The organism is Streptomyces sp. NPDC006516 (assembly GCF_040611875.1).
In the GTDB taxonomy this organism is placed as follows: domain Bacteria; phylum Actinomycetota; class Actinomycetes; order Streptomycetales; family Streptomycetaceae; genus Streptomyces.
In genome coordinates this window covers 282,462-301,930 of sequence record NZ_JBEXPD010000001.1, presented here as the reverse complement: position 1 = coordinate 301,930, position 19,469 = coordinate 282,462, and the positions used below count along the sequence as shown (strand labels likewise).

The window sequence follows — 19,469 nt, the reverse complement described above, 5'->3', positions numbered from 1 at the left end:
ACGTTTCCTCCATCCGCACCTCGCCGACCAGATGGATCATCCATGCCGGACTCCCCCGCCGGGCCTCCTTCCCCGCCCATCCCGCTGGCCGGACTGCTGGCCCGGGAGGAGCTCGGACTGCACCGGATCGCCGGTCCGGACCACGCGGATCTGCTGTGGGTGCACACCTCGGAGATGGCCGATCCGTATCCGTATCTGCTCGGCGGCGAACTGGTGCTGACCGCGGGGGTCCAGCTCGCCGACGCCGACACCTACGTGGCCCGGCTGGTCCAGGCGGGGGCGGCGGCGCTCGGCTTCGGGGTGGCACCGGTGCACGACACCGTGCCGGAAGCCCTGGTGGAGGCGTGCGAGCGGCACGGGCTGCCGCTGCTGGAGGTGCCGCCCGAGACGCGCTTCGCCGCGATCGCGCGTGCGGTGTGGCGGCTCATGGCGGAGGCCCGGCACCGTGAGCTGCGCCGGGTGACCCGGGCCCAGCAGGCCCTGGCGACGGCCGCGGCCCGGCCCGACCCGGTGCCAGCGGTGCTGCGGCAGCTGGCCGTGCAGCTGGAGGGCAGGGTCGCGCTGCTCACGGCGGACGGCGAGGTGCTGCACGCGGCGGGAGGACGTACGGCACCGGACGTGCGGGCGGCACTGGCGCGACTGGCCCGGGTGGTGACCCCCGCACCGCCCGCCTCCCCCACCCCGTCCGCTTCCTCCGTCTCCCCCAGCTCACCGGCATCGTCCGACTCGCCCACCTCGCCCGGCTCGCCCGGCTCGCCCGCATCGTCCGGCTCGCCCGTCCGGAAGCCGAGCCCTTCCTCGGCGACCGACACGCGCGGCGGAAGCCAGTTGTCCGCGTACGCGCTGGGCGGTGCGCAGGGCCTCTCCCTGGTCCTGGCGACGCCTCGGCGTGAGTCCGGCGACCACACCGTCGCCGGTATCGCCGTCGTACTCCTCTCGCTGCTCACCGCCCCGCACCAGGGCGCGGACGCGGCGGGCCGCTCGGCCGCGCTCGTACGCCTGCTGCTGGGCGCGACCCCGCAGGAGGTGGCCCCGCTGCTGGGCGACGGCGACTCCTGGACGGTGGTTCACGCCCGGCGCACCGACGGCGCACCGGCCGACGCCCTGACCGCCGGCGCGCTCGCCGCCGGGCTGGGCTCCGCGCTGTCCGACGTGGACCGGGAGACCGTACGGGTCCTCCTGCCCGGCGGCCACGACGTGGCCCCGCAGCCCGGCTGGACGCTCGGCGCCTCCGAGCCCACCTCCGCATCGGCACTGCCTGCGGCCGATGCCCAGGCGGCCCGCGCACTGGGTCACGCGGAGGCCACCCACGCCGCTCTCACCCGGCACCGCCCCGGCATCGGAGGTCTGGCCGACCTCATCCCCCCGGACCGCGCCGAGGCCCACGCCCGCGCCCTCCTGGCCCCGTTGACCGAACCCCTGGCCGAGACGCTGCGCTGCTGGCTGAGCCTCCACGGCAGCTGGGACCGCACGGCGGTGGCCCTGCGCATCCACCGCAACACGGTGCGCCAGCGCATCGCCCGGTGCGCGGCGCTGCTGGACGCGGACCTGGACGACATGGACGTACGGACGGAGCTGTGGTTCGCGCTGCGATGACCCGGCCCCCGGGGCGCCGCCGCGCCGTCCGGCCGTCCGTCGGCAGAGCAGTCACCCGGAGGGCTCGAGGCCCATCCTCACCAGCGTGCCCGCCTCGCTGATCAGCAGTTCCGGCACGTGATCCTCGTAGAAGCGGATCTGCCCGATGACGCCCCCGGTGCGCGAGTGCCGCGCCAACTGCTCCAGGAGCGGGTCCAGGTCCGGCAATGACTCCGCGTGCACCTCCTGCCGCACGGTCAGCGACCAGCCCTGCTCGGCAGGGATCAGCTCGCCCACCAGCAGACCGCCGGTACGGGCGGCCGGCCCGCGGTCGGCCAGGAGCGGGCAGGCCTCGTCCAGCCGGTCCACGGGGGTGGCGGTGGCGACCTCGTGGCCGCGCGGGCCGGTACCGAGGTGCCAACTCAGGCCGTCCACGACCTCGCCCGGCGTGGCAGCACCCAGGTCCAACGCGAGTTCCACCACGAACAGATCACCCATGCCGGCAATGTACAGCGGTCGCCGCGAGACCGGCCGAGGTCGCGGCCAGGCGTTCCCCCCTGCTCTCCGCGATCCGGTGCACGTCGCGCAACGACTCGGCCATGCGTGCCAGGACTACGGCCGGTCCTGGACGGTCACCCTCCGGCGTGCCCGTCCGCGACTCGAAGGCGCCCCATGGGCCCGTCCTGGTCTTCGCCCCGGCCGGCTGGTCGTCCTTCGACGTCGCCGTCGAGAACGGGCACTTCTCCGTCTGAGGACGCGATGCGCGGCCAGGGCTGCCCAGCTTCGAGCCTCCTTTCACCATTCCCGCGTGGCGATCAGTTCCTCCACGTCCGCCCCCTCGAAGCCGTACGCGGTCGCGATGCGCCAGAAGTCCTCACCTATCTCCTCGCGCGCGGTGGTCTCGATCCCGCTTCCCGCCGCCTCGAACTCGGCTTCCAGATCGTTGAATTCCGCCGTCGCCGCGTGAGTCAGCGCATAGAGCGCCGGCAGGCCGTCGGGCCGCTCGGCCTCGATCTGTTCGCAGAGCCGCACCAGGACGGCCTTCCCCTTGTCCACGACGTGGTCCGGGAAGTACTCGTCCGCGTACATCCCGCCCAGGAACGCGTGCTCCGCCATCTGCCGGTTCGTGATCGCCACAACCGTCCCCCCGTCAACGCCTTGCTCCGTCCACTTGATGGTGCACCACACCACTGACAGAGCCGGGCCGGACGGGGCGCAGGCAGCGGACGCCATCTGCACGCCGGTGCGCGCAGGCGCGCCCCGACGCGTCGAACAGGCCTCGCGCGCCCCCCTTTCAGGGTCTGTCCGGGCAGGTCAGCGGGGTGGCACGCTGCCGTTGATCACGGGCATCGCCCGGCACGCAACAGCGAAAGGTCCCTCCGTGAAGCGCATCACCGCACTCGCCGCCACCGCGATCGTCCTGGCCTTCGGACTGGGCACGGGCCCCGTCTCGGCCACGGACACGAGCAGGCCGGCAGCCACCGCCGCCTCCGCTCCGAGCGCCGCGTTCACGCGCTGCACCCACGGTTACTTCTGCGCCTTCGACGGGTGGAACGGCGAGGGGACACGCTGTCAGTGGTCGGCCGCCGAGATGCGGAACACCGCCGACAACTGCTCCTTCATCCGCGCCGGCAAGAACGTCCGCTCGGTGTGGAACAAGACCGAGCACCGCGTGCAGTACTACACGCAGACCAACTTCAACTCGCGTGTCGGCTCCACACTCGCCGGGCAGGGCGGCAACCTCCAGGGGAACTACCAGATCCGTTCCTTCCGGCCCCAGTAGGCCGCGCCGGGCCCGCCCCGTGGGGCGGGTGCCGTGACCGGTGCCGACCGGGCGGGGTCGCTCACCGCACGCGGGAGCGCTCCTCGCCCTCGTCCTCGTCGTCATCACCCGGGACGTGGACGTCGAAGACGTTGATGTTGATCTCGACGACCTCCAGCCCCGTCATCGTCTCCACCGCGTCGGTCACGTTGCCCCTGACTCTGTCCGCGAGTTCGTGGATCGCCACGCCGTACTCGACCTCGATGTCGACATCCACAGCGGTCTGCTCCTCCCCCACCTCCACCTTCACGCCGCGTCCGCCACCGGAGGACCCGCCCACGCGTCCCGCCACGGCGCCTATCGCCTTCGACGCGCCCCGGCCCACCGAGTGCACACCCTCGGTCTCGCGAATGGCTATGCCGGCGATGGTGGCCACCACTCCGTCGGCGATGGTGGTCCTGCCACGCGTCTTCTCACCCGAATTGCCGCCCGGGGTTCCGAATTCAGCCATGACTGCCTCACAGGGGATTGATGCGGCGAGGCTGCTCGCGTCCTCACCGGTTCTCATTTCACTGTGCGCCTGCCCGCTCTCCCCCGCCAACGAGGCGCACACAGCGCTCCGTCCGGACACGCTCCGCCACCGGCCGCCCCGGCAGCGCCGTGCGCTGTCGCGCGTGCTCAGCATCACCCTGGACAGCCACCGTGACCGCCGGGTAACTTTTGAATCAGGACTGAGCAAGCGCTTAGCCACCGCGACCGAAGCTGACGCTGAAGCTGACACCAGGAGGCACCCGTGCGCCGTACGGTTTACAACGAGGACCACGAGGCGTTCCGGGAGACCATCCGCGCCTTCATCGAGGCCGAGGTCGTCCCCGTCTACGACGAGTGGTTCGCGGCGGGTCAGGCGCCTCGCGACTTCTACTACAAGCTCGCCGAGCTGGGCATCTTCGGCATCGAGGTACCCGAGGAGTACGGCGGCGCGGGCGAGGAGTCCTTCAAGTTCGAGGCCGTCCTGTACGAGGAGACCGCCCGCGCCGGCGTGTCCTTCGGCGGCTCGGGTGTGCACGTCCTGCTCTGCCTGCCGTACCTCAAGGCGTACGCCACCGAGGAGCAGAAGAAGCGCTGGCTGCCCGACTTCGTCTCCGGCAAGACGATGTACGCGATAGCCATGACCGAGCCGGGCACCGGTTCGGACCTGGCCGGCATGAAGACGACGGCCAAGCTCTCCGAGGACGGCACGCACTACGTCCTCAACGGCGCCAAGACCTTCATCACCGGTGGTGTGCACGCCGACAAGGTCATCGTCTGTGCTCGCACGGACGCCCCCAAGGCCGACGACCGCCGCCACGGCATCTCGCTCCTGGTGGTCGACACCAAGTCCGAGGGCTACTCGGTCGGACGCAAGCTCGACAAGCTGGGTCTGAAGGTCTCCGACACCGCCGAACTGGCCTTCGTCGACGTCAAGGTGCCCGTCGAGGACCTCCTGGGCGAGGAGAACAAGGGCTTCTCCTACCTCGGCCAGAACCTCCCGCAGGAGCGCCTCGGCATCGCCGTCGGCGCGTACGCGCAGGCGAAGGCCGCCGTGCGGTTCGCCCAGCAGTACACGCAGGACCGCACCGTCTTCGGCAAGAGCGTCGCGTCCTTCCAGAACACCAAGTTCGAGCTGGCCGCCTGCAAGGCCGAGGTGGACGCCGCCGAGGCCGTCTGCGACCGCGCGATCGAGGCTCTGGACGCGGGTGAGCTCACCCCCGCCGAGGCCGCTTCGGCGAAGCTGTTCTGCACCGAGGTCGCGCACCGCGTGATCGACCGCTGCCTCCAGCTGCACGGCGGCTACGGCTTCATGAACGAGTACCCGATCGCCCGGCTCTACACGGACAACCGCGTCAACCGCATCTACGGCGGCACCAGCGAGGTCATGAAGTCGATCATCGCCAAGTCCATGGGTCTCTGAGAGCGGCTACGTTCTCATCCATGAGCGCAGCACTCGACTCCCTGCTCGATCTGCTCGACCTCGAGCAGATCGAGCAGGACATCTTCCGGGGCACGAGCCGTTCGGCCGTCGTGCCCCGCGTCTTCGGCGGCCAGGTCGCGGCCCAGGCCCTGGTCGCCGCCGGGCGCACGGCCCCCGACGACCGGGGTGCCCACTCCCTGCACGCGTACTTCCTGCGCCCGGGTGACCCAGGCGCGCCCATCGTCTACAGCGTCGACCGGATCCGCGACGGGCGGTCCTTCACCACCCGCCGGGTCGTCGCCGTGCAGCACGGCAAGCCGATCTTCCACCTCTCGGCGTCCTTCCAGGTGCACGAGGAGGGCTTGGACCACCAGGCAGTCATGCCCTCGGCGCCGGACCCGGAGAGCCTGCCGACGACGGCGGAGATGCTGCCGCGCCACGCGCACCGCTTCACCGACCCGAGCATGGTGGACCGGCTGCTGGAGGCCCGGGCCGCCGTGGACCTCAGGTACGTCGACGCGCCTCCGTTCGCCACCGCCGGCGCACCGCGCGAGCCCCGCTCCCAGGTCTGGTTCCGCACCCACGGCAAGCTGGCGGACGATCCCCTGCTGCACGTCTGCCTGGCGACGTACGTCTCCGACATGACGCTGCTCGACTCCGTGCTGCTCGCCCACGGGCGCGGCGGCTGGTCGGTCGGTGACGTGGTGGGTGCCAGTCTCGATCACGCGATGTGGTTCCACCGCCCGTTCCGCGCCGACGAGTGGCTGCTGTACGACCAGGAGTCGCCCTCGGCGTCCGGCGGACGCGGTCTCGGGCAGGCGAGGATCTGGACGGCGGACGGGAAGCTCGCCATCACGGTCATCCAGGAAGGGCTCGTCCGCGTCCCGAGGGACTGACGCCGCGTTCGTACATCGCGCCGCGTCCCGAGGGACCGAACCCGCACATTCGGACATACTGCCCATCATGGGTGACGAGCAGACCGAGGGTGGCGAGTCCACGTTCACCGTCGTCGTCGCGGCGGCGGCCAATCTCGGCATCGCCGTGGCGAAGCTGGTGGCGGGGCTGATCAGCGGTTCGAGCGCGATGCTCTCGGAGGCCGCGCACTCGGTCGCCGACACCGTGACCGAGGCCATGCTGCTCACCGCGCTCAAGCGCAGCGAGAAGCCCCCCGACGAGGACCATCCGCTGGGCTACGGCCCCGAACGGTACATCTGGGCGATGCTCGCCGCCGTCGCGACGTTCGTCGGCGGCGCGGTGTTCTCCCTGTACGACGGGATCCACACCCTGATCGAGGGCGAGGAGCTGGGCGATCCGCTCGTCTCGTACATCGTGCTCGCGGTGGCCTTCCTGCTGGAGGGCTTCTCGCTGCGCACGGGTGTCCGGCAGGTGCGCGGCGACGCCGCCCGGCTCCGGATGCCCGCGCCACGCTATCTGCGCCGGACCCCCGACACGGCGGTCAAGGCGGTGGTGATGGAGGACTCGGCGGCCCTGGCCGGACTGCTGCTGGCGGCCGGCGGCCTGCTCGGCGGGCAGCTGACCGGTTCCGGGGTCTGGGACGGCATCGCGTCGGTGCTGATCGGCTTCCTGCTGGTGTACGTGGCCTGGGTGCTCTGCCGGTCCAACGCCCAGCTGCTGATCGGCCGGCCGCTCCCGGCGCAGATGCGGGCCGGGGTGCGCGAGGAACTGCTGTCGGTGCCGCACATCGTCGAGGTGCTGGAGCTGACCACGCTGATCCAGGGTCCCTCGGAGCTGCTGGTCGCCGCCAAGGTCGACTTCCGGGACGCGTCGACCGCCCGGCAGATCGAGTGGGCGTGCGAGGAGGCGGAACAGCAGTTGCGGGAGCGCTACCCGGCCGTCCAGCGGGTGTACCTGGATCCGACGCCGGGGCGCGCGCAGCGGCCGGAGGCGCGCGCCGACAGCTGAGACGGGCGCCGGTGGACCGGGCGTGAGCCGGTCGCGCAACGGACGGGCGGAGTGCTGCGAAGGGCCGGGGTCCGGGCCCCGCGCGACGGGTAGGACCCGGCCGTCCGCTTCGCCGACCGAGGAGTACCCGGCCATGACGCAGCACCCGCCGCCCTTCGTCCTGGACCCCGCCGCCCGCGACGCGGACGCGGAACACGCACTCCTGCGTGCCCAGGGGTCCGCCGCCCGTATCGACATCCTCGGGGTGGAGGCCTGGTCGGTGACCGATCCGGTCCTGCTGAAGGAGTTACTGACCAGCCCGGACGTGTCCAAGGACGCGCGCCGGCACTGGCCCGGCTTCGACGAAGCCGTGCAGACCTGGCCGCTGGCCCTGTGGGTGGCCGCGACGAACATGTTCACCGCGTACGGCGGGGACCACCGGCGTCTGCGCCGCATCGTCGCCCCGGCGTTCAGCGCACGGCGCATCGCCGCGCTGCAGCCGACCGTCGAGGGCATCGTGGAGCGGCTGCTGGACGGACTGGAGGCCACTCCCCCGGGCGAGGTCGCCGACGTACGGGAGCTGTTCGCCTATCCGCTGCCCATCGCGGTCATCGGGACGCTGCTGGGTGTCCCCGAGGACCGGGCCACCGAGTTCCGCGGTCTCGTCAACGACGTGTTCGCCACCACCCTGACCCCCGAGGAGGCCGCCGCCAACGCGGAGCAGTTGTACGCGATGCTCGACGCCCTCATCGCCGCAAAGCGGGCCGAGCCGGGTGAGGACATGGCGTCCGTGCTGATCGCGCTGGGTGAGGCCGACGGGCAGACGCTGGCCGAGGAGGAGCTGCGCGACACTCTGCTCCTGATGATCAACGCAGGTTACGAGACCACCGTCAACCTGATCGACCAAGCCGTCACGACCCTCCTCACCCACCCCGAGCAGCTCACCCATGTCCGGGAGGGCCGCGCGACGTGGCCGGACGTCGTGGAGGAGACATTGCGCCACTCGCCGCCGGTCAAACACCTTCCCCTGCGGTACGCCCTCGCCGACATCCCGTTGCCCGACGGGCGGACCATCGCCGAGGGGGAGGCGATCCTCGCGTCCTACGCGGCGGCCAACCGCCACCCCGGCTGGCACACCGATCCGGACGCCTTCGACGTCACCAGGATCACCAAGGAACACCTCGCCTTCGGGCACGGCATCCACTTCTGCCTCGGCGCGGCGCTGGCCCGCATGGAGGGGGAGATCGCGCTGGGAGCGTTCTTCGAGCGCTTCCCCGACGCCGAACTCGCACCTGCCGACGGGGACATGCGACCGGTGGCCTCCCTGATCAGCAACGGCCACCGGTCGCTTCCCGTGCGGTTGCGCCCGCCCCGGGGCTGATCGGGCGCGGGCGGGCCCGCTCAGCCGAGGTCGGCGAAGAACTCCCGTACGTCCGCGACGAGGAGTTCGGGCTGCTCCAGGGAGAGGAAGTTGCCGCCGCGGCCGAACTCGGTCCAGCGGACCACGTTGTGGTCGCGCTCGGCGAAGCGGCGGATCGCGACGTCGGACGGCAGGGCGACGGCCACCGCCGTGGGCACGGTGCCGCGTTCCCTGGGCGCCCAGGCGCTCGGGTCGTGGGCCATCTCGTAGTAGAGGTGCGCCGAGGATCCCGCCGTGCCGGTGAACCAGTACAGGCTGACGTTGGTGAGCAGGGTGTCGCGGTCCACCGCGTCCTCGGGGAGTTCCTTCGCGGGATCGGTCCACTCCTTGAACTTCTCGACGATCCAGGCAAGTTGGCCTGCCGGCGAGTCGTTCAGCCCGTAGGCGACCGTCTCGGGGCGGGTCGACTGGATGGCGTTGAAACCCATCTTGTCGTCCCGGAAACGCTGGAGCCTCTCCAGGCGGGCCTGCTCGCCCTCGGTGAGCCCGGCGAAGTCGGCGGGGTCGTCGGAGGGGAAGGTGACCAGGCCGTTGACGTGGACGCCGATGACCCGGTCGGGGGCGATCCGGCCCGCCTCGCCCGCGATCCAGGCCCCGCCGCCGTTGCCCTGCACGCCGTAACGGCCGTATCCGAGGCGGGACATGAGCGTGGTGAAGGCCCTGGCGATGCGTCCGGTGTTCCAGCCCGTGGAGGTGAGCGGGCCGGAGAAACCGACACCCGGCGTGGACGTGATGACGAGGTGGAAGTCGCGCGAGAGCGGCGCGATGACGTCGAGGAACTGGACCAACGAGCCCGGCCAGTCGTGGATCAGCAGCAGAGGCGTGGCGTTCGCGTCGTCCGAGCGGACGTGTGCGAAGTGGATGTCCTGCCCGTCGATCTCCGTCACGTACTGGGGGAAGGCGTTCAGCCGCTCCTCGGCCTTGCGCCAGTCGAAGCCGTCCGCCCAGTAGGCGGCGAGGTCCTTGAGGTAGCCGGCGGGGACGCCCCGCGACCAGTCCTCGACGCCCTGCACGCCGACGCTCCAGCGGGTCCGGGTGAGGCGGTCACGGAGGTCGTCGAGATCCGCCTGCGGGATGTCGATCCGGAAGGGGCGGACGGAGGCGTCGGCTGCGGCTGCGGTCTTGCTGCTGTTCTCCATGCATGGAATCGTAGGATCGCTATAGGCACGGTTCATTCCTATTGGCGGGTGGCTCGGGCATCCGGGCCTCGGCGACCGACACCGGGTAAGGGCAGGGGCGCGCACCATGCTGGAGACCTCCGCACGACTGCTGCGGCTCCTGTCCCTGCTCCAGTCACCCCGCGAGTGGCCGGGCTCCGAACTCGCCGAGCGGCTGGGCGTGAGCGGCCGGACCGTACGCAACGACATCGAGCGGCTCCGCACCCTCGGCTATCCGGTGGACGCCACCCGGGGGTCGACCGGCGGCTACCGGCTGGCGGCGGGCAGCGCGATGCCGCCGCTGCTCCTGGACGACGAGGAGGCGGTCGCGGTCACGGTCGCCCTGCGCAACGTCGCACGGAGCGCGCTGGCCGGGACGGAGGAGACCTCGGTCAGCGCCCTGGCCAAACTGGAACAGGTGCTGCCGTCACGCCTGCGCCGACGCGTACGGGCCCTCCAGCAGTACGCCGTGCCCGTCCCCGCCGACCGGCCCGCACCCGGCGCCGACACCGATCTGCTCATGACGCTGACAGCCGCCTGCCGGGACCACGAGCGCCTGCGGATGGACTACCGCGATCACTCGGGATCCTCGGCGCGCCGCCTGGTCGAGCCCCAGCGCGTCGTGAACTGGGGCCGCCGCTGGTACCTCGTGGCGTGGGACGTGGACCGTGAGGACTGGCGCACCTTCCGCGTGGACCGGCTCACGCCGCGGCTGCCGGCCGGCCCGCGCTTCGCCCCCCGGGAGGACCCGGAGGGGAACGCGGCCACGTACGTCGCCGGGCAGGTCTCGGCCGCGGCCTGGCGCCATCGCGCCCGGGTGACGGTCCACGCCCCCGCGGCGGCGGTCCTGGAGCGGATCAACCCCGCCGTGGGGTCGGTGGAGACCGTCGACGCGGAGACCTGCGTCCTGGACACCGGAGCCGACTCACTGGACTCCCTCGCCGTCCATCTGGGCATGCTGGGCTTCGACTTCACCGTGACCGAGCCGCCCGAACTGGTGGCGCACCTGCGGGAGCTCGCCGCGCGTTACGCACGCTCCACCGAGGGGAGCAGCCCGGCCGCGTCCAGCAGGTAGTCCGTCATGGGGTCGTAGAACCGGGGGTCGGTGACGTGGTCGTCCAGGGGGACGGTGACCTGGAGGGTGCCCTCCGCCTCGCCCAGGAAGAGTGCGGGGTCGTTGCAGTCCGCGTAGCCGATCGAGTCGATGCCGCGCTGCCCGGCGCAACCGGCCCAGCCGTGGTCGGCGACCACCAGGTCGGGCAGCGGGCGGCCCTCGCGCTCGAGGGCGTCCAGGATCGCGGCCATCGGCACCGGGGAGTGGGTGTGCCACAGGGTGGCTCCGCGCTCCAGCACCGCGACGTCGGCGAACTGGAAGACCATGCCCTCGTCCGCCATCAGGCCGCCGGGGATCCGTACGATCTCGCATCCGGCGGCCCTCAGGGCGTTCGCGGTCTGCCGGTGCACGTCCAGCAGCCCGCCCGGGTGCCCGGTCGCGAACAGCACCCGCTCCCCGTCCGCCGCCGCCTTCCGCAGCCGGGCCGCCATACGCTCGAGGGCGTCGACCGTCAGCTCCGGGTCGATGGTGTCCTGCCCCTGGCGGTGCTCCGGGTCGTCGCTGACACCGCATCTCTCGGCCATGACAGCCAGCACGTCCTGCTCGTCGCTCCACCGGTTCCCGAGCTCCAGGCCCAGCCAGAAATGGCGGTTGCCGTTCGCGAGCTGGCGGTAGTGGGAGAGGTTGTTGTCACGGGGGGTGGCGACGTCGCCCGCGATGCGCGTGCGGACGAGGTGCTCGACGAGGGCGGCGCGGCTGGGTATGGGCATGCACCCATTGTGCCGTCGGGGACGCGCTGTGTGCCCGGTGTCTCGTACGGCGAAATCCCCCGTCAGCGCGGCGCCGGCTCCACCCCGCGCCGCGTCACCCGTGTGACTCCCCCGCGCGCCTCGGGGCCGTGCGGGCGGCGTACGGCCGGGAGGGCCCGCGCTCCGCCCCGGCCCGCCAGCCGGCATCCGAGGCAGCCGGGGTGCCCGGGGCGGGCGCCGGTGTCACGGGTCCGCCAGCCCTGGTGGCCCGGAGGACGCGGGCCTGTGGCCTTCCCCCAGCCCGCCAGATGCAGGACCCAGCAGGTCAGGGCCGCGAGCACCACGATCGCCACACCGAGCCACAGGAGCGCGGCGGACGCGGTGACGACCGCGGCGCCCAGCACCGCGCTGCCCAGGGTGCCGATCGCCGTACCGGTCCATCCGGCCACGGTGTGGCCCAGGTCGTGGTCACCGTGCGCGCTCACGTCGGCTCCTCAGGGTGTGATAGTTCAGCGACCGGCTCTGCACCGGCGCCAATAGCTTACGAACTAAGTAGCTTAGAGACTAAGGGGATTTTCCGTGGACGGCAAGAAGCGTCCGGAGGCGACGGCTGACCAGGCGCTGCGGGCGATGGACCGGATGATCGCGCTCGCGCAGTTCGGGCAGCACGACATCGCCGGGCGGCTCGGCCTGAACACCACCGACCTGACCTGCCTCGGCTTCGTGATGGAGGCCGCGCTGACGGGGGCCACGCTCACCGCGGGCGATCTCGCCGAGCGGGCACGGCTGACCACCGGCGCGGTGACCGGTGTGCTCAACCGGCTGGAGAAGGCGGGCTACGCCCGGCGCCGGCCCGTCGAGGGCGACAGGCGCCGGGTGCACGTGGTGATGGAGGAGTCGGCCCAGGCGCGCGTCCTGGCGGTGTACGGCCCGTTCTACGCCCGCCTGGGCACGCTGTTCGCCGACTACGGGCCGGAGGAGATCGCCGTACTGACCGACTGGTTCAGCCGCGCGCGGGCGGCCATGCAGGAATCACTGGAGGAGATCAGGGGCGGAACCGAGGGCGACACCTGAGCGTCGCGCGGCGGCCGGCCCGCCGCCCCGGGGTCTACGAGGCCGCCGCGGCGAACGCCCCGCGCGCCAGCCGGTGGAGCAGCGCCGCCGTGGCGGCACGGTCCGGGAGGGCTTCGGGGCGGGTCAGGTGGGGGGTGGAGTTCAGCAGACCGAACACCGCGTGGACGGTGACCCGGGCCTCGCTCTCCGCGAGGGACGGATAGAGGGCGCGCACGACCTCGACCCAGACCTCGACGTACTGCCGCTGGAGCTGGCGTACGCGCTTGCGGTCGGTGTCGCGCAGGCGGTCCAGCTCGCGGTCGTGGAGGGTGATCAGGGGCCGGTCGTCCAGCGCGAAGTCGATGTGACCCTCGATGAGGGCGTCCAGGAGCGCCTCGGGGGAATTGGCGCCGGCGGCGTCGTCCTCGGTGACGCGCAGCCTGCCGCCGGCCAGCAGGCGTTCGCTGATGCCGACGAGCAGCTCGGCGAGCATCGCGTCCTTGCCGGGGAAGTGACGGTAGAGGCCGGGGCCGCTGATGCCGACCGCCGCCCCTATCTCATCGACCCCCACACCGTGGAAGCCGCGCTCGGCGAAGAGGCGGGCGGCCTCTCTCAGGATCTGCTCGCGGCGGGTGGGGGCCGCGACACGGGCGGCGGCATGGGTGCTCATGAGGATTCATTCTAGACAGGCGGGTTAGCGCTCGTTAACCTGAGCGAAATGCGTTAACGCTCGTTAAGGCCCGGCCGGCGCACGCGGGGGCGGCCGGCCCGACTCTCATCCCACTACCGCGGTACGGGCAAGGGGGCTCGACAGGATGCAGCAGGCACCGGTCCTGGTGAGCGCGGCCGATCCCGCCTCGGAGGCCTGGCAGGCCAACGAGGCGGCGCATCACGCGCTCGCCGACGAGCTGCGCACGCGGCTCGCCACGGCACGGCTCGGCGGGGGTGAGAAGGCCCGCGCCCGGCATGTGGCGCGAGGGAAGCTGCTGCCCCGCGAACGCGTGGACGCCCTGCTCGATCCTGGCTCGCCCTTCCTGGAGCTCGCACCTCTCGCGGCCGAGGGGCTGTACGGGGGCGCGGCGCCGGCGGCCGGGGTGATCGCCGGAATCGGGCGGGTCAGCGGCCGGGAGTGCGTGATCGTCGCCAACGACGCGACCGTCAAGGGCGGCACGTACTACCCGATGACGGTGAAGAAGCACCTGCGCGCCCAGGAGGTGGCCCTGGAGAACAGGCTGCCGTGCCTGTATCTCGTGGACTCGGGTGGCGCCTTCCTCCCGATGCAGGACGAGGTGTTCCCCGACCGGGACCACTTCGGGCGGATCTTCTACAACCAGGCCCGGATGTCCGGCGCGGGGATCCCCCAGATCGCGGCGGTCCTCGGCTCCTGCACGGCCGGCGGGGCGTACGTCCCGGCCATGAGCGACGAGGCCGTGATCGTCCGGAACCAGGGCACGATCTTCCTGGGCGGCCCGCCCCTGGTGAAGGCCGCCACGGGTGAGGTCGTGACGGCCGAGGAGCTGGGCGGCGGCGAGGTGCACTCGCGCACCTCCGGGGTCACCGACCACCTCGCCGAGGACGACGCGCACGCGCTGCGGATCGTGCGGAACATCGTCGCCACGCTCCCTGACCGGGCCCCGCTGCCCTGGTCCGTGGAGCCCGTCGAGGAGCCGAAGGCCGATCCGGCCGGACTGTACGGCGCGGTGCCCGTCGACTCGCGTACGCCCTACGACGTGCGGGAGGTCATCGCCCGGGTGGTGGACGGCTCGCGCTTCGCCGAGTTCAAGGCGGAGTACGGCCAGACGCTGATCACCGGCTTCGCGCGGATCCACGGCCACCCCGTCGGCATCGTCGCCAACAACGGGATCCTGTTCTCCGAGTCCGCCCAGAAGGGCGCGCACTTCATCGAGCTGTGCGACCAGCGCGGCATCCCCCTGGTGTTCCTCCAGAACATCTCCGGCTTCATGGTCGGCCGGGACTACGAGGCCGGGGGCATCGCCAAGCACGGCGCCAAGATGGTGACGGCCGTGGCATGCACGAGGGTCCCGAAGCTGACGGTCGTGGTCGGCGGATCGTACGGCGCGGGGAACTACTCCATGTGCGGCCGGGCGTACGGCCCGCGCTTCCTGTGGATGTGGCCGAACGCCAAGATCTCCGTCATGGGCGGCGAGCAGGCCGCCTCGGTGCTGGCGACCGTCAAGCGCGATCAGATCGAGGGTCGCGGCGAGGAGTGGCCCGCCGAGGAGGAAGAGGCCTTCAAGGCCCCGGTCCGCGCACAGTACGAGCAGCAGGGCAGCGCCTACTACGCCACCGCCCGGCTCTGGGACGACGGCGTGATCGACCCGACGGAGACCCGCCAGGTGCTGGGGCTCGCCCTGACCGCGTGTGCCAACGCCCCGCTGGGCGAGCCCAGCTTCGGCGTCTTCCGGATGTGATGTGAGGACTTCCATGTTCAGCACTGTTCTGGTCGCCAACCGCGGCGAGATCGCCGTCCGGGTCATCCGGACGCTGCGCGAGCTCGGCGTGCGGTCGGTCGCAGTCTTCAGCGACGCCGACGCGGACGCCCGGCACGTCCGGGAGGCGGACACCGCGGTACGGATCGGGCCCGCGCCCGCCGCGGAGAGCTATCTGTCGGTGGAGCGGCTGCTGGACGCCGCCCGCCGCACGGGCGCCGAGGCCGTCCATCCGGGGTACGGCTTCCTCGCCGAGAACGCGGGCTTCGCCCAGGCGTGCGCGGAGGCGGGCCTGGTCTTCATCGGCCCGCCCGCCGCGGCGATCTCACTGATGGGCGACAAGATCCGCGCGAAGGAGACCGTCGCGGCGGCCGGGGTGCCTGTGGTGCCCGGCTCCTCGGGGAGCGGGCTCACCGACGCGCGACTGGAGGCGGCGGCCCGGGAGATCGGGATGCCGGTCCTGCTGAAGCCGTCGGCGGGCGGCGGCGGCAAGGGCATGCGGCTGGTGCGCGAGGAGGCGCTGCTCGCCGACGAGATCGCGGCGGCCCGGCGTGAGGCTCGCGCCTCGTTCGGCGACGACACGTTGCTCGTGGAGCGGTGGATCGACCGGCCGCGCCACATCGAGATCCAGGTCCTGGCCGACGGACACGGCGATGTGATCCATCTCGGCGAGCGCGAGTGCTCGCTCCAGCGGCGCCACCAGAAGATCATCGAGGAGGCCCCCTCGGTCCTGCTCGACGAGACGACCCGGGCCGCGATGGGTGAGGCGGCCGTGCAGGCGGCCCGGTCCTGCGGCTATGTGGGGGCGGGGACGGTCGAGTTCATCGTCCCGGGCAGCGACCCCTCCTCGTACTACTTCATGGAGATGAACACCCGTCTCCAGGTCGAGCACCCCGTCACCGAGCTGATCACCGGGCTCGACCTGGTGGAGTGGCAGCTCCGGGTGGCCTCCGGCGAGCCCCTGCCGTACGCCCAGACGGACATCACCCTCACCGGGCACGCCGTCGAGGCCCGGGTCTGCGCGGAGGATCCGGCACGCGGCTTCCTGCCGTCCGGCGGCACCGTGCTCGCACTCCACGAGCCGCAGGGCGGCGGGGTGCGCACCGACTCGGGCCTCAGCGAGGGCGTACCGGTCGGCAGCACGTACGACCCGATGCTCTCGAAGGTCATCGCGTACGGCCCCGACCGGGCCACGGCGCTGCGCCGGCTGCGGGCGGCGCTCGCGGACACGGTGGTGCTGGGCGTCCCGACGAACGCCGGCTTCCTCCGGCGGCTCCTGGCCCACCCCGCGGTGACGGCGGGCGAGCTGGACACCGGGCTCGTGGAGCGGGACGCGGGCAGCCTGGTTCCGGACGGAGTACCCCAGGAGGTCTACGCCGCCGCGGCCCTGCTGCGGCAGCCACCGCCGCGGCCGTCCGCCACCGGATGGGTGGATCCGTTCTCGGTGCCCGGCGGCTGGCGGCTGGGCGGAACACCTGCCGAAACCTTCCATCACTTCCGGGTGCCGGGCCACGACCCGGTGCGCGTGGGGCTGCGTACGGGTGCGGAGGGCACGGCGGCCCTGACGTTCGGCCACGCCGGGGACCGCGCGGAGCAGGCCGACGCGTGCGGCCCCCTGCCCTCGCTGCCCGGCGCGGAGACCTCCAGGCTCGTCGAGGTGTCCGGGAAGCGCGTCGTCGTCGAACTCGACGGCGTGACCCACGCGTTCAGCAGGGCGTCCTCGTCCGAGGGGATCTGGCTCGGCAGGGACGGGGACAGCTGGCACGTCCAGGACCACGATCCCGTGGAGGCCTCGCTCAGCGGCGCGGCCCGCTCGGGTGTGGACACCCTGGCGGCGCCCATGCCCGGGACCGTCACGGTGGTGAAGGTGGCCGTCGGGGACCAGGTCGTGGCCGGGCAGAGCCTGCTGGTCGTCGAGGCGATGAAGATGGAGCACGTCATCTCCGCCCCGCACGCCGGCACCGTCACCGGACTGGACGTCACCGCCGGTGCCACGGTCGCGATGGACCAGATCCTGGCCGTGGTGGCCCCCGAGGAGGAGTCGTGACCGGCACCGGACTGCCCATGAGGGTGCCCGCCGCGGATCTGCCGGCCCGGGTCCTTATCCACGAGGTCGGCGCGCGCGACGGTCTGCAGAACGAGAAGTCCGTCGTACCGACCGAGGTGAAGGCGGAGTTCATCCGCCGGCTCGCCGGGGCCGGGCTGTCCACGATCGAGGCGACCAGCTTCGTACATCCGAAGTGGGTGCCCCAACTGGCCGACGCCGAGCAGCTCTTCCCGCTGATCTCGGACATCGCGGACGCCGGGGAGGTGGCACTGCCCGTCCTCGTACCGAACGAGCGGGGCCTGGACCGGGCGCTCGCGCTCGGCGCCCGCCGGATCGCCGTGTTCGGTTCGGCGACCGAGACGTTCGCCGCCCGCAACCTCAACCGCACGGTCGACGAGTCGCTCGCGATGTTCGAGCCGGTCGTGGCCAGGGCCAAGGCGGCCGGGGTGCACGTGCGGGGCTATCTGTCGATGTGCTTCGGCGATCCGTGGGAGGGTGCCGTGCCCGTCGCCCAGGTCGTCCGGATCGCGAAGGCCCTGAGGGACCTCGGCTGCGACGAGCTCTCCCTCGGCGACACGATCGGGGTGGCCACCCCCGGCCATGTGCGCGACCTGCTCTCCAGGCTGAACGGAGCGGGAGTGCCCACCGGCACCGTCGGGGTGCACTTCCACGACACGTACGGCCAGGCGCTCTCCAACACCCTGGCCGCTCTCCAGCACGGGGTGACGACGGTGGACGCCTCGGCGGGCGGCCTCGGCGGCTGCCCGTACGCGAAGAGCGCGACCGGAAATCTCGCCACCGAGGATCTCGTGTGGATGCTCGACGGCCTCGGTGTCGACACCGGGGTCGATCTCGGCGCACTCACCGCCACGAGCGTGTGGATGGCCGAACAACTGGGCCGCCCGAGCCCGTCCCGTACCGTCCGCGCGCTGTCCCACGAGGAGTGAAGCACCCATGTCCCTTGACCACCGGCTGACCGCCGAGCACGAGGAACTGCGGCGTACCGTCGAGGAGTTCGCCCACGACGTGATCGCCCCGAAGATCGGCGACTTCTACGAACGCCACGAGTTCCCCTACGAGATCGTGCGGGAGATGGGACGGATGGGCCTGTTCGGCCTGCCCTTCCCGGAGGAGTACGGCGGCATGGGCGGCGACTACCTCGCCCTCGGGATCGCCCTGGAGGAGCTGGCCCGGGTCGACTCCTCCGTGGCGATCACATTGGAGGCCGGCGTCTCGCTCGGCGCCATGCCGGTCTACCGGTTCGGGACCGAGGAGCAGAAGCAGCGGTGGCTGCCGAGGCTCTGCTCGGGCGAGGCGCTCGGCGCGTTCGGCCTGACGGAGCCCGACGGCGGCTCGGACGCGGGCGGCACCCGGACGACCGCGGTACTGGACGAGGCCACCGGCGAGTGGGTGATCAACGGCTCCAAGTGCTTCATCACCAACTCCGGTACGGACATCACGGAGCTGGTCACGGTCACTGCGGTCACCGGCCGCAAGGAGAACGGCGCCCCGCGCATCTCCGCGATCATCGTCCCGTCGGGCACTCCCGGCTTTACGGTCGCCGCCCCGTACTCCAAGGTCGGGTGGAACGCCTCCGACACCCGGGAGCTGTCCTTCTCCGACGTGCGCGTACCGGCGGCGAATCTGCTGGGCGAGGAGGGGCGCGGATACGCGCAGTTCCTGCGGATCCTGGACGAGGGCAGGATCGCGATCTCGGCGCTGTCGACGGGCCTGGCGCAGGGCTGTGTGGACGAGTCGCTGAAGTACGCGAAGGAGCGGCACGCCTTCGGGAAGCCGATCGGCGCCAACCAGGCCATCCAGTTCAAGATCGCGGACATGGAGACCCGGGCGCACATGGCGCGCATCGGCTGGCGCGACGCGGCGTCGCGGCTGGTGGCAGGCGAGCCGTTCAAGAAGGAGGCGGCGATCGCGAAGCTGTACTCCTCCACGGTGGCAGTGGACAACGCCCGGGACGCGACGCAGATCCACGGCGGGTACGGCTTCATGAACGAGTACCCGGTGGCCCGGATGTGGCGCGACTCCAAGATCCTGGAGATCGGGGAGGGCACGAGCGAGGTGCAGCGGATGCTGATCGCCCGGGAGCTGGGGATGGACGCCTGACGGGCGGCGCGCGATCGCCGAGGTGTGTCCGGACTTCGACATGATGCGCCTTCAGCCCGTCGCCGGCTGAGCGCGGACACCCGAGGGTCCCTGGAAACCGTCGAGCACGGGAGGCCCTCCGCCTGCGCCGAGGCCCCGGGCCGCGGAGGCCCCTTCCGTGCGCGGATAACGGAACGGTCGCTTCCCTTGCCCTGTCCGGTGGCGATATGTGAGGTTAGGCTAGCCTTC

The 19,469-nt window shown here is 72.0% G+C and carries 20 protein-coding genes; 13 read left to right on the top strand and 7 right to left on the bottom strand.

Annotated elements, in window-relative coordinates; genetic code table 11:
- The first annotated feature begins 42 nt into the window (after nt 1-42).
- Nucleotides 43-1,596, top strand: coding sequence for a PucR family transcriptional regulator (locus tag ABZY45_RS01360; RefSeq protein ID WP_356734890.1), 1,554 nt, complete (start codon nt 43-45; stop codon nt 1,594-1,596).
- Nucleotides 1,597-1,647: 51 nt separating this feature from the next.
- Here the strand turns inward: ABZY45_RS01360 and ABZY45_RS01355 are convergent, their stop codons facing one another.
- On the bottom strand, nt 1,648-2,073 hold the full coding sequence (locus tag ABZY45_RS01355) for a hypothetical protein (protein WP_356734888.1): 426 nt from the start codon (nt 2,071-2,073) through the stop codon (nt 1,648-1,650).
- Between the two features lie 101 nt (nt 2,074-2,174).
- Between ABZY45_RS01355 and ABZY45_RS01350 the strand changes: the two genes are divergently transcribed.
- The gene (locus ABZY45_RS01350) at nt 2,175-2,327 is read left to right on the top strand and encodes a DUF397 domain-containing protein (RefSeq protein WP_356734886.1); all 153 of its coding nucleotides are present in this window, start codon (nt 2,175-2,177) and stop codon (nt 2,325-2,327) included.
- A 43-nt stretch (nt 2,328-2,370) separates the two neighbouring features.
- Here ABZY45_RS01350 and ABZY45_RS01345 read toward each other — a convergent pair whose 3' ends face one another.
- Nucleotides 2,371-2,712 carry a DUF5713 family protein gene (locus tag ABZY45_RS01345; protein WP_356734884.1) on the bottom strand — a complete coding sequence of 114 codons (342 nt, stop codon included), beginning with the start codon at nt 2,710-2,712 and terminating at the stop codon, nt 2,371-2,373.
- Between the two features lie 244 nt (nt 2,713-2,956).
- On the opposite strand from ABZY45_RS01345, the gene ABZY45_RS01340 reads away from it, so the two are divergent.
- Nucleotides 2,957-3,358, top strand: coding sequence for a peptidase inhibitor family I36 protein (locus tag ABZY45_RS01340; RefSeq protein ID WP_356734882.1), 402 nt, complete (start codon nt 2,957-2,959; stop codon nt 3,356-3,358).
- 61 nt (nt 3,359-3,419) lie between these two features.
- Here the strand turns inward: ABZY45_RS01340 and ABZY45_RS01335 are convergent, their stop codons facing one another.
- Nucleotides 3,420-3,848 carry an Asp23/Gls24 family envelope stress response protein gene (locus tag ABZY45_RS01335; protein WP_356734880.1) on the bottom strand — a complete coding sequence of 143 codons (429 nt, stop codon included), beginning with the start codon at nt 3,846-3,848 and terminating at the stop codon, nt 3,420-3,422.
- Between the two features lie 282 nt (nt 3,849-4,130).
- Here ABZY45_RS01335 and ABZY45_RS01330 point away from each other — a divergent pair, with 282 nt between their 5' ends.
- From ABZY45_RS01330 to ABZY45_RS01315, 4 genes are all read left to right on the top strand, one after another.
- Complete coding sequence (locus ABZY45_RS01330) at nt 4,131-5,288, top strand: acyl-CoA dehydrogenase family protein (protein WP_356734878.1); 1,158 nt, start codon at nt 4,131-4,133, stop codon at nt 5,286-5,288.
- A 20-nt stretch (nt 5,289-5,308) separates the two neighbouring features.
- The gene (locus ABZY45_RS01325) at nt 5,309-6,184 is read left to right on the top strand and encodes an acyl-CoA thioesterase II (RefSeq protein WP_356734876.1); all 876 of its coding nucleotides are present in this window, start codon (nt 5,309-5,311) and stop codon (nt 6,182-6,184) included.
- A 67-nt stretch (nt 6,185-6,251) separates the two neighbouring features.
- On the top strand, nt 6,252-7,211 hold the full coding sequence (locus ABZY45_RS01320; RefSeq protein ID WP_356734874.1) for a cation diffusion facilitator family transporter: 960 nt from the start codon (nt 6,252-6,254) through the stop codon (nt 7,209-7,211).
- A gap of 133 nt (nt 7,212-7,344) precedes the next feature.
- The gene (locus tag ABZY45_RS01315; protein ID WP_356734872.1) at nt 7,345-8,571 is read left to right on the top strand and encodes a cytochrome P450; all 1,227 of its coding nucleotides are present in this window, start codon (nt 7,345-7,347) and stop codon (nt 8,569-8,571) included.
- Between the two features lie 20 nt (nt 8,572-8,591).
- Here the strand turns inward: ABZY45_RS01315 and ABZY45_RS01310 are convergent, their stop codons facing one another.
- Complete coding sequence (locus tag ABZY45_RS01310; protein ID WP_356734870.1) at nt 8,592-9,749, bottom strand: epoxide hydrolase family protein; 1,158 nt, start codon at nt 9,747-9,749, stop codon at nt 8,592-8,594.
- A 106-nt stretch (nt 9,750-9,855) separates the two neighbouring features.
- Between ABZY45_RS01310 and ABZY45_RS01305 the strand changes: the two genes are divergently transcribed.
- Nucleotides 9,856-10,842: a YafY family protein gene (locus tag ABZY45_RS01305; RefSeq protein ID WP_356734868.1), complete on the top strand. Its 987-nt coding sequence runs from the start codon at nt 9,856-9,858 to the stop codon at nt 10,840-10,842.
- Here ABZY45_RS01305 and ABZY45_RS01300 read toward each other — a convergent pair.
- Nucleotides 10,794-11,591, bottom strand: a complete 798-nt coding sequence (locus ABZY45_RS01300) for a phosphatase (protein ID WP_356734866.1) — start codon at nt 11,589-11,591, stop codon at nt 10,794-10,796. The two genes, ABZY45_RS01305 and ABZY45_RS01300, sit on opposite strands and share 49 nt — an antisense overlap.
- Nucleotides 11,592-11,653: 62 nt before the next feature.
- A complete protein-coding gene (locus ABZY45_RS01295) occupies nt 11,654-12,055 on the bottom strand; it encodes an HGxxPAAW family protein (protein ID WP_356734864.1) in 402 nt (133 codons plus the stop codon).
- Nucleotides 12,056-12,149: 94 nt separating this feature from the next.
- Here ABZY45_RS01295 and ABZY45_RS01290 point away from each other — a divergent pair, with 94 nt between their 5' ends.
- Nucleotides 12,150-12,644, top strand: coding sequence for a MarR family transcriptional regulator (locus ABZY45_RS01290; protein WP_356734862.1), 495 nt, complete (start codon nt 12,150-12,152; stop codon nt 12,642-12,644).
- Nucleotides 12,645-12,678: 34 nt separating this feature from the next.
- On the opposite strand, the gene ABZY45_RS01285 is transcribed toward ABZY45_RS01290, so the two are convergent.
- Nucleotides 12,679-13,293, bottom strand: coding sequence for a TetR/AcrR family transcriptional regulator (locus ABZY45_RS01285; RefSeq protein ID WP_356734860.1), 615 nt, complete (start codon nt 13,291-13,293; stop codon nt 12,679-12,681).
- 145 nt (nt 13,294-13,438) lie between these two features.
- On the opposite strand from ABZY45_RS01285, the gene ABZY45_RS01280 reads away from it, so the two are divergent.
- The 4 genes from ABZY45_RS01280 to ABZY45_RS01265 are packed head-to-tail and all read left to right on the top strand — an operon-like array spanning nt 13,439 to nt 19,241.
- Nucleotides 13,439-15,055, top strand: a complete 1,617-nt coding sequence (locus ABZY45_RS01280) for a carboxyl transferase domain-containing protein (RefSeq protein WP_356734858.1) — start codon at nt 13,439-13,441, stop codon at nt 15,053-15,055.
- 13 nt (nt 15,056-15,068) lie between these two features.
- Nucleotides 15,069-17,120 (top strand): acetyl-CoA carboxylase biotin carboxylase subunit, encoded by a 2,052-nt coding sequence (locus tag ABZY45_RS01275; protein WP_356734856.1) that lies wholly within the window; start codon nt 15,069-15,071, stop codon nt 17,118-17,120.
- Between the two features lie 17 nt (nt 17,121-17,137).
- Nucleotides 17,138-18,067 carry a hydroxymethylglutaryl-CoA lyase gene (locus ABZY45_RS01270; protein WP_356736534.1) on the top strand — a complete coding sequence of 310 codons (930 nt, stop codon included), beginning with the start codon at nt 17,138-17,140 and terminating at the stop codon, nt 18,065-18,067.
- A 7-nt stretch (nt 18,068-18,074) separates the two neighbouring features.
- Complete coding sequence (locus tag ABZY45_RS01265; RefSeq protein ID WP_356734854.1) at nt 18,075-19,241, top strand: acyl-CoA dehydrogenase family protein; 1,167 nt, start codon at nt 18,075-18,077, stop codon at nt 19,239-19,241.
- Nucleotides 19,242-19,469 lie beyond the last annotated feature (228 nt).

Excerpts from the sequence above, each read along its gene's own strand:
- ABZY45_RS01360 (WP_356734890.1), top strand. The coding sequence starts at position 43 with ATGCCGGACTCCCCCGCCGGGCCTCCTTCCCCGCCCATCCCGCTGGCC.
- ABZY45_RS01355 (WP_356734888.1), bottom strand. The coding sequence starts at position 2,073 with ATGGGTGATCTGTTCGTGGTGGAACTCGCGTTGGACCTGGGTGCTGCC.
- ABZY45_RS01350 (WP_356734886.1), top strand. The coding sequence starts at position 2,175 with ATGCGTGCCAGGACTACGGCCGGTCCTGGACGGTCACCCTCCGGCGTG.
- ABZY45_RS01335 (WP_356734880.1), bottom strand. The coding sequence starts at position 3,848 with ATGGCTGAATTCGGAACCCCGGGCGGCAATTCGGGTGAGAAGACGCGT.
- ABZY45_RS01325 (WP_356734876.1), top strand. The coding sequence starts at position 5,309 with ATGAGCGCAGCACTCGACTCCCTGCTCGATCTGCTCGACCTCGAGCAG.
- ABZY45_RS01320 (WP_356734874.1), top strand. The coding sequence starts at position 6,252 with ATGGGTGACGAGCAGACCGAGGGTGGCGAGTCCACGTTCACCGTCGTC.
- ABZY45_RS01315 (WP_356734872.1), top strand. The coding sequence starts at position 7,345 with ATGACGCAGCACCCGCCGCCCTTCGTCCTGGACCCCGCCGCCCGCGAC.
- ABZY45_RS01310 (WP_356734870.1), bottom strand. The coding sequence starts at position 9,749 with ATGGAGAACAGCAGCAAGACCGCAGCCGCAGCCGACGCCTCCGTCCGC.
- ABZY45_RS01305 (WP_356734868.1), top strand. The coding sequence starts at position 9,856 with ATGCTGGAGACCTCCGCACGACTGCTGCGGCTCCTGTCCCTGCTCCAG.
- ABZY45_RS01300 (WP_356734866.1), bottom strand. The coding sequence starts at position 11,591 with ATGCCCATACCCAGCCGCGCCGCCCTCGTCGAGCACCTCGTCCGCACG.
- ABZY45_RS01285 (WP_356734860.1), bottom strand. The coding sequence starts at position 13,293 with ATGAGCACCCATGCCGCCGCCCGTGTCGCGGCCCCCACCCGCCGCGAG.
- ABZY45_RS01280 (WP_356734858.1), top strand. The coding sequence starts at position 13,439 with ATGCAGCAGGCACCGGTCCTGGTGAGCGCGGCCGATCCCGCCTCGGAG.
- ABZY45_RS01275 (WP_356734856.1), top strand. The coding sequence starts at position 15,069 with ATGTTCAGCACTGTTCTGGTCGCCAACCGCGGCGAGATCGCCGTCCGG.
- ABZY45_RS01270 (WP_356736534.1), top strand. The coding sequence starts at position 17,138 with ATGAGGGTGCCCGCCGCGGATCTGCCGGCCCGGGTCCTTATCCACGAG.
- ABZY45_RS01265 (WP_356734854.1), top strand. The coding sequence starts at position 18,075 with ATGTCCCTTGACCACCGGCTGACCGCCGAGCACGAGGAACTGCGGCGT.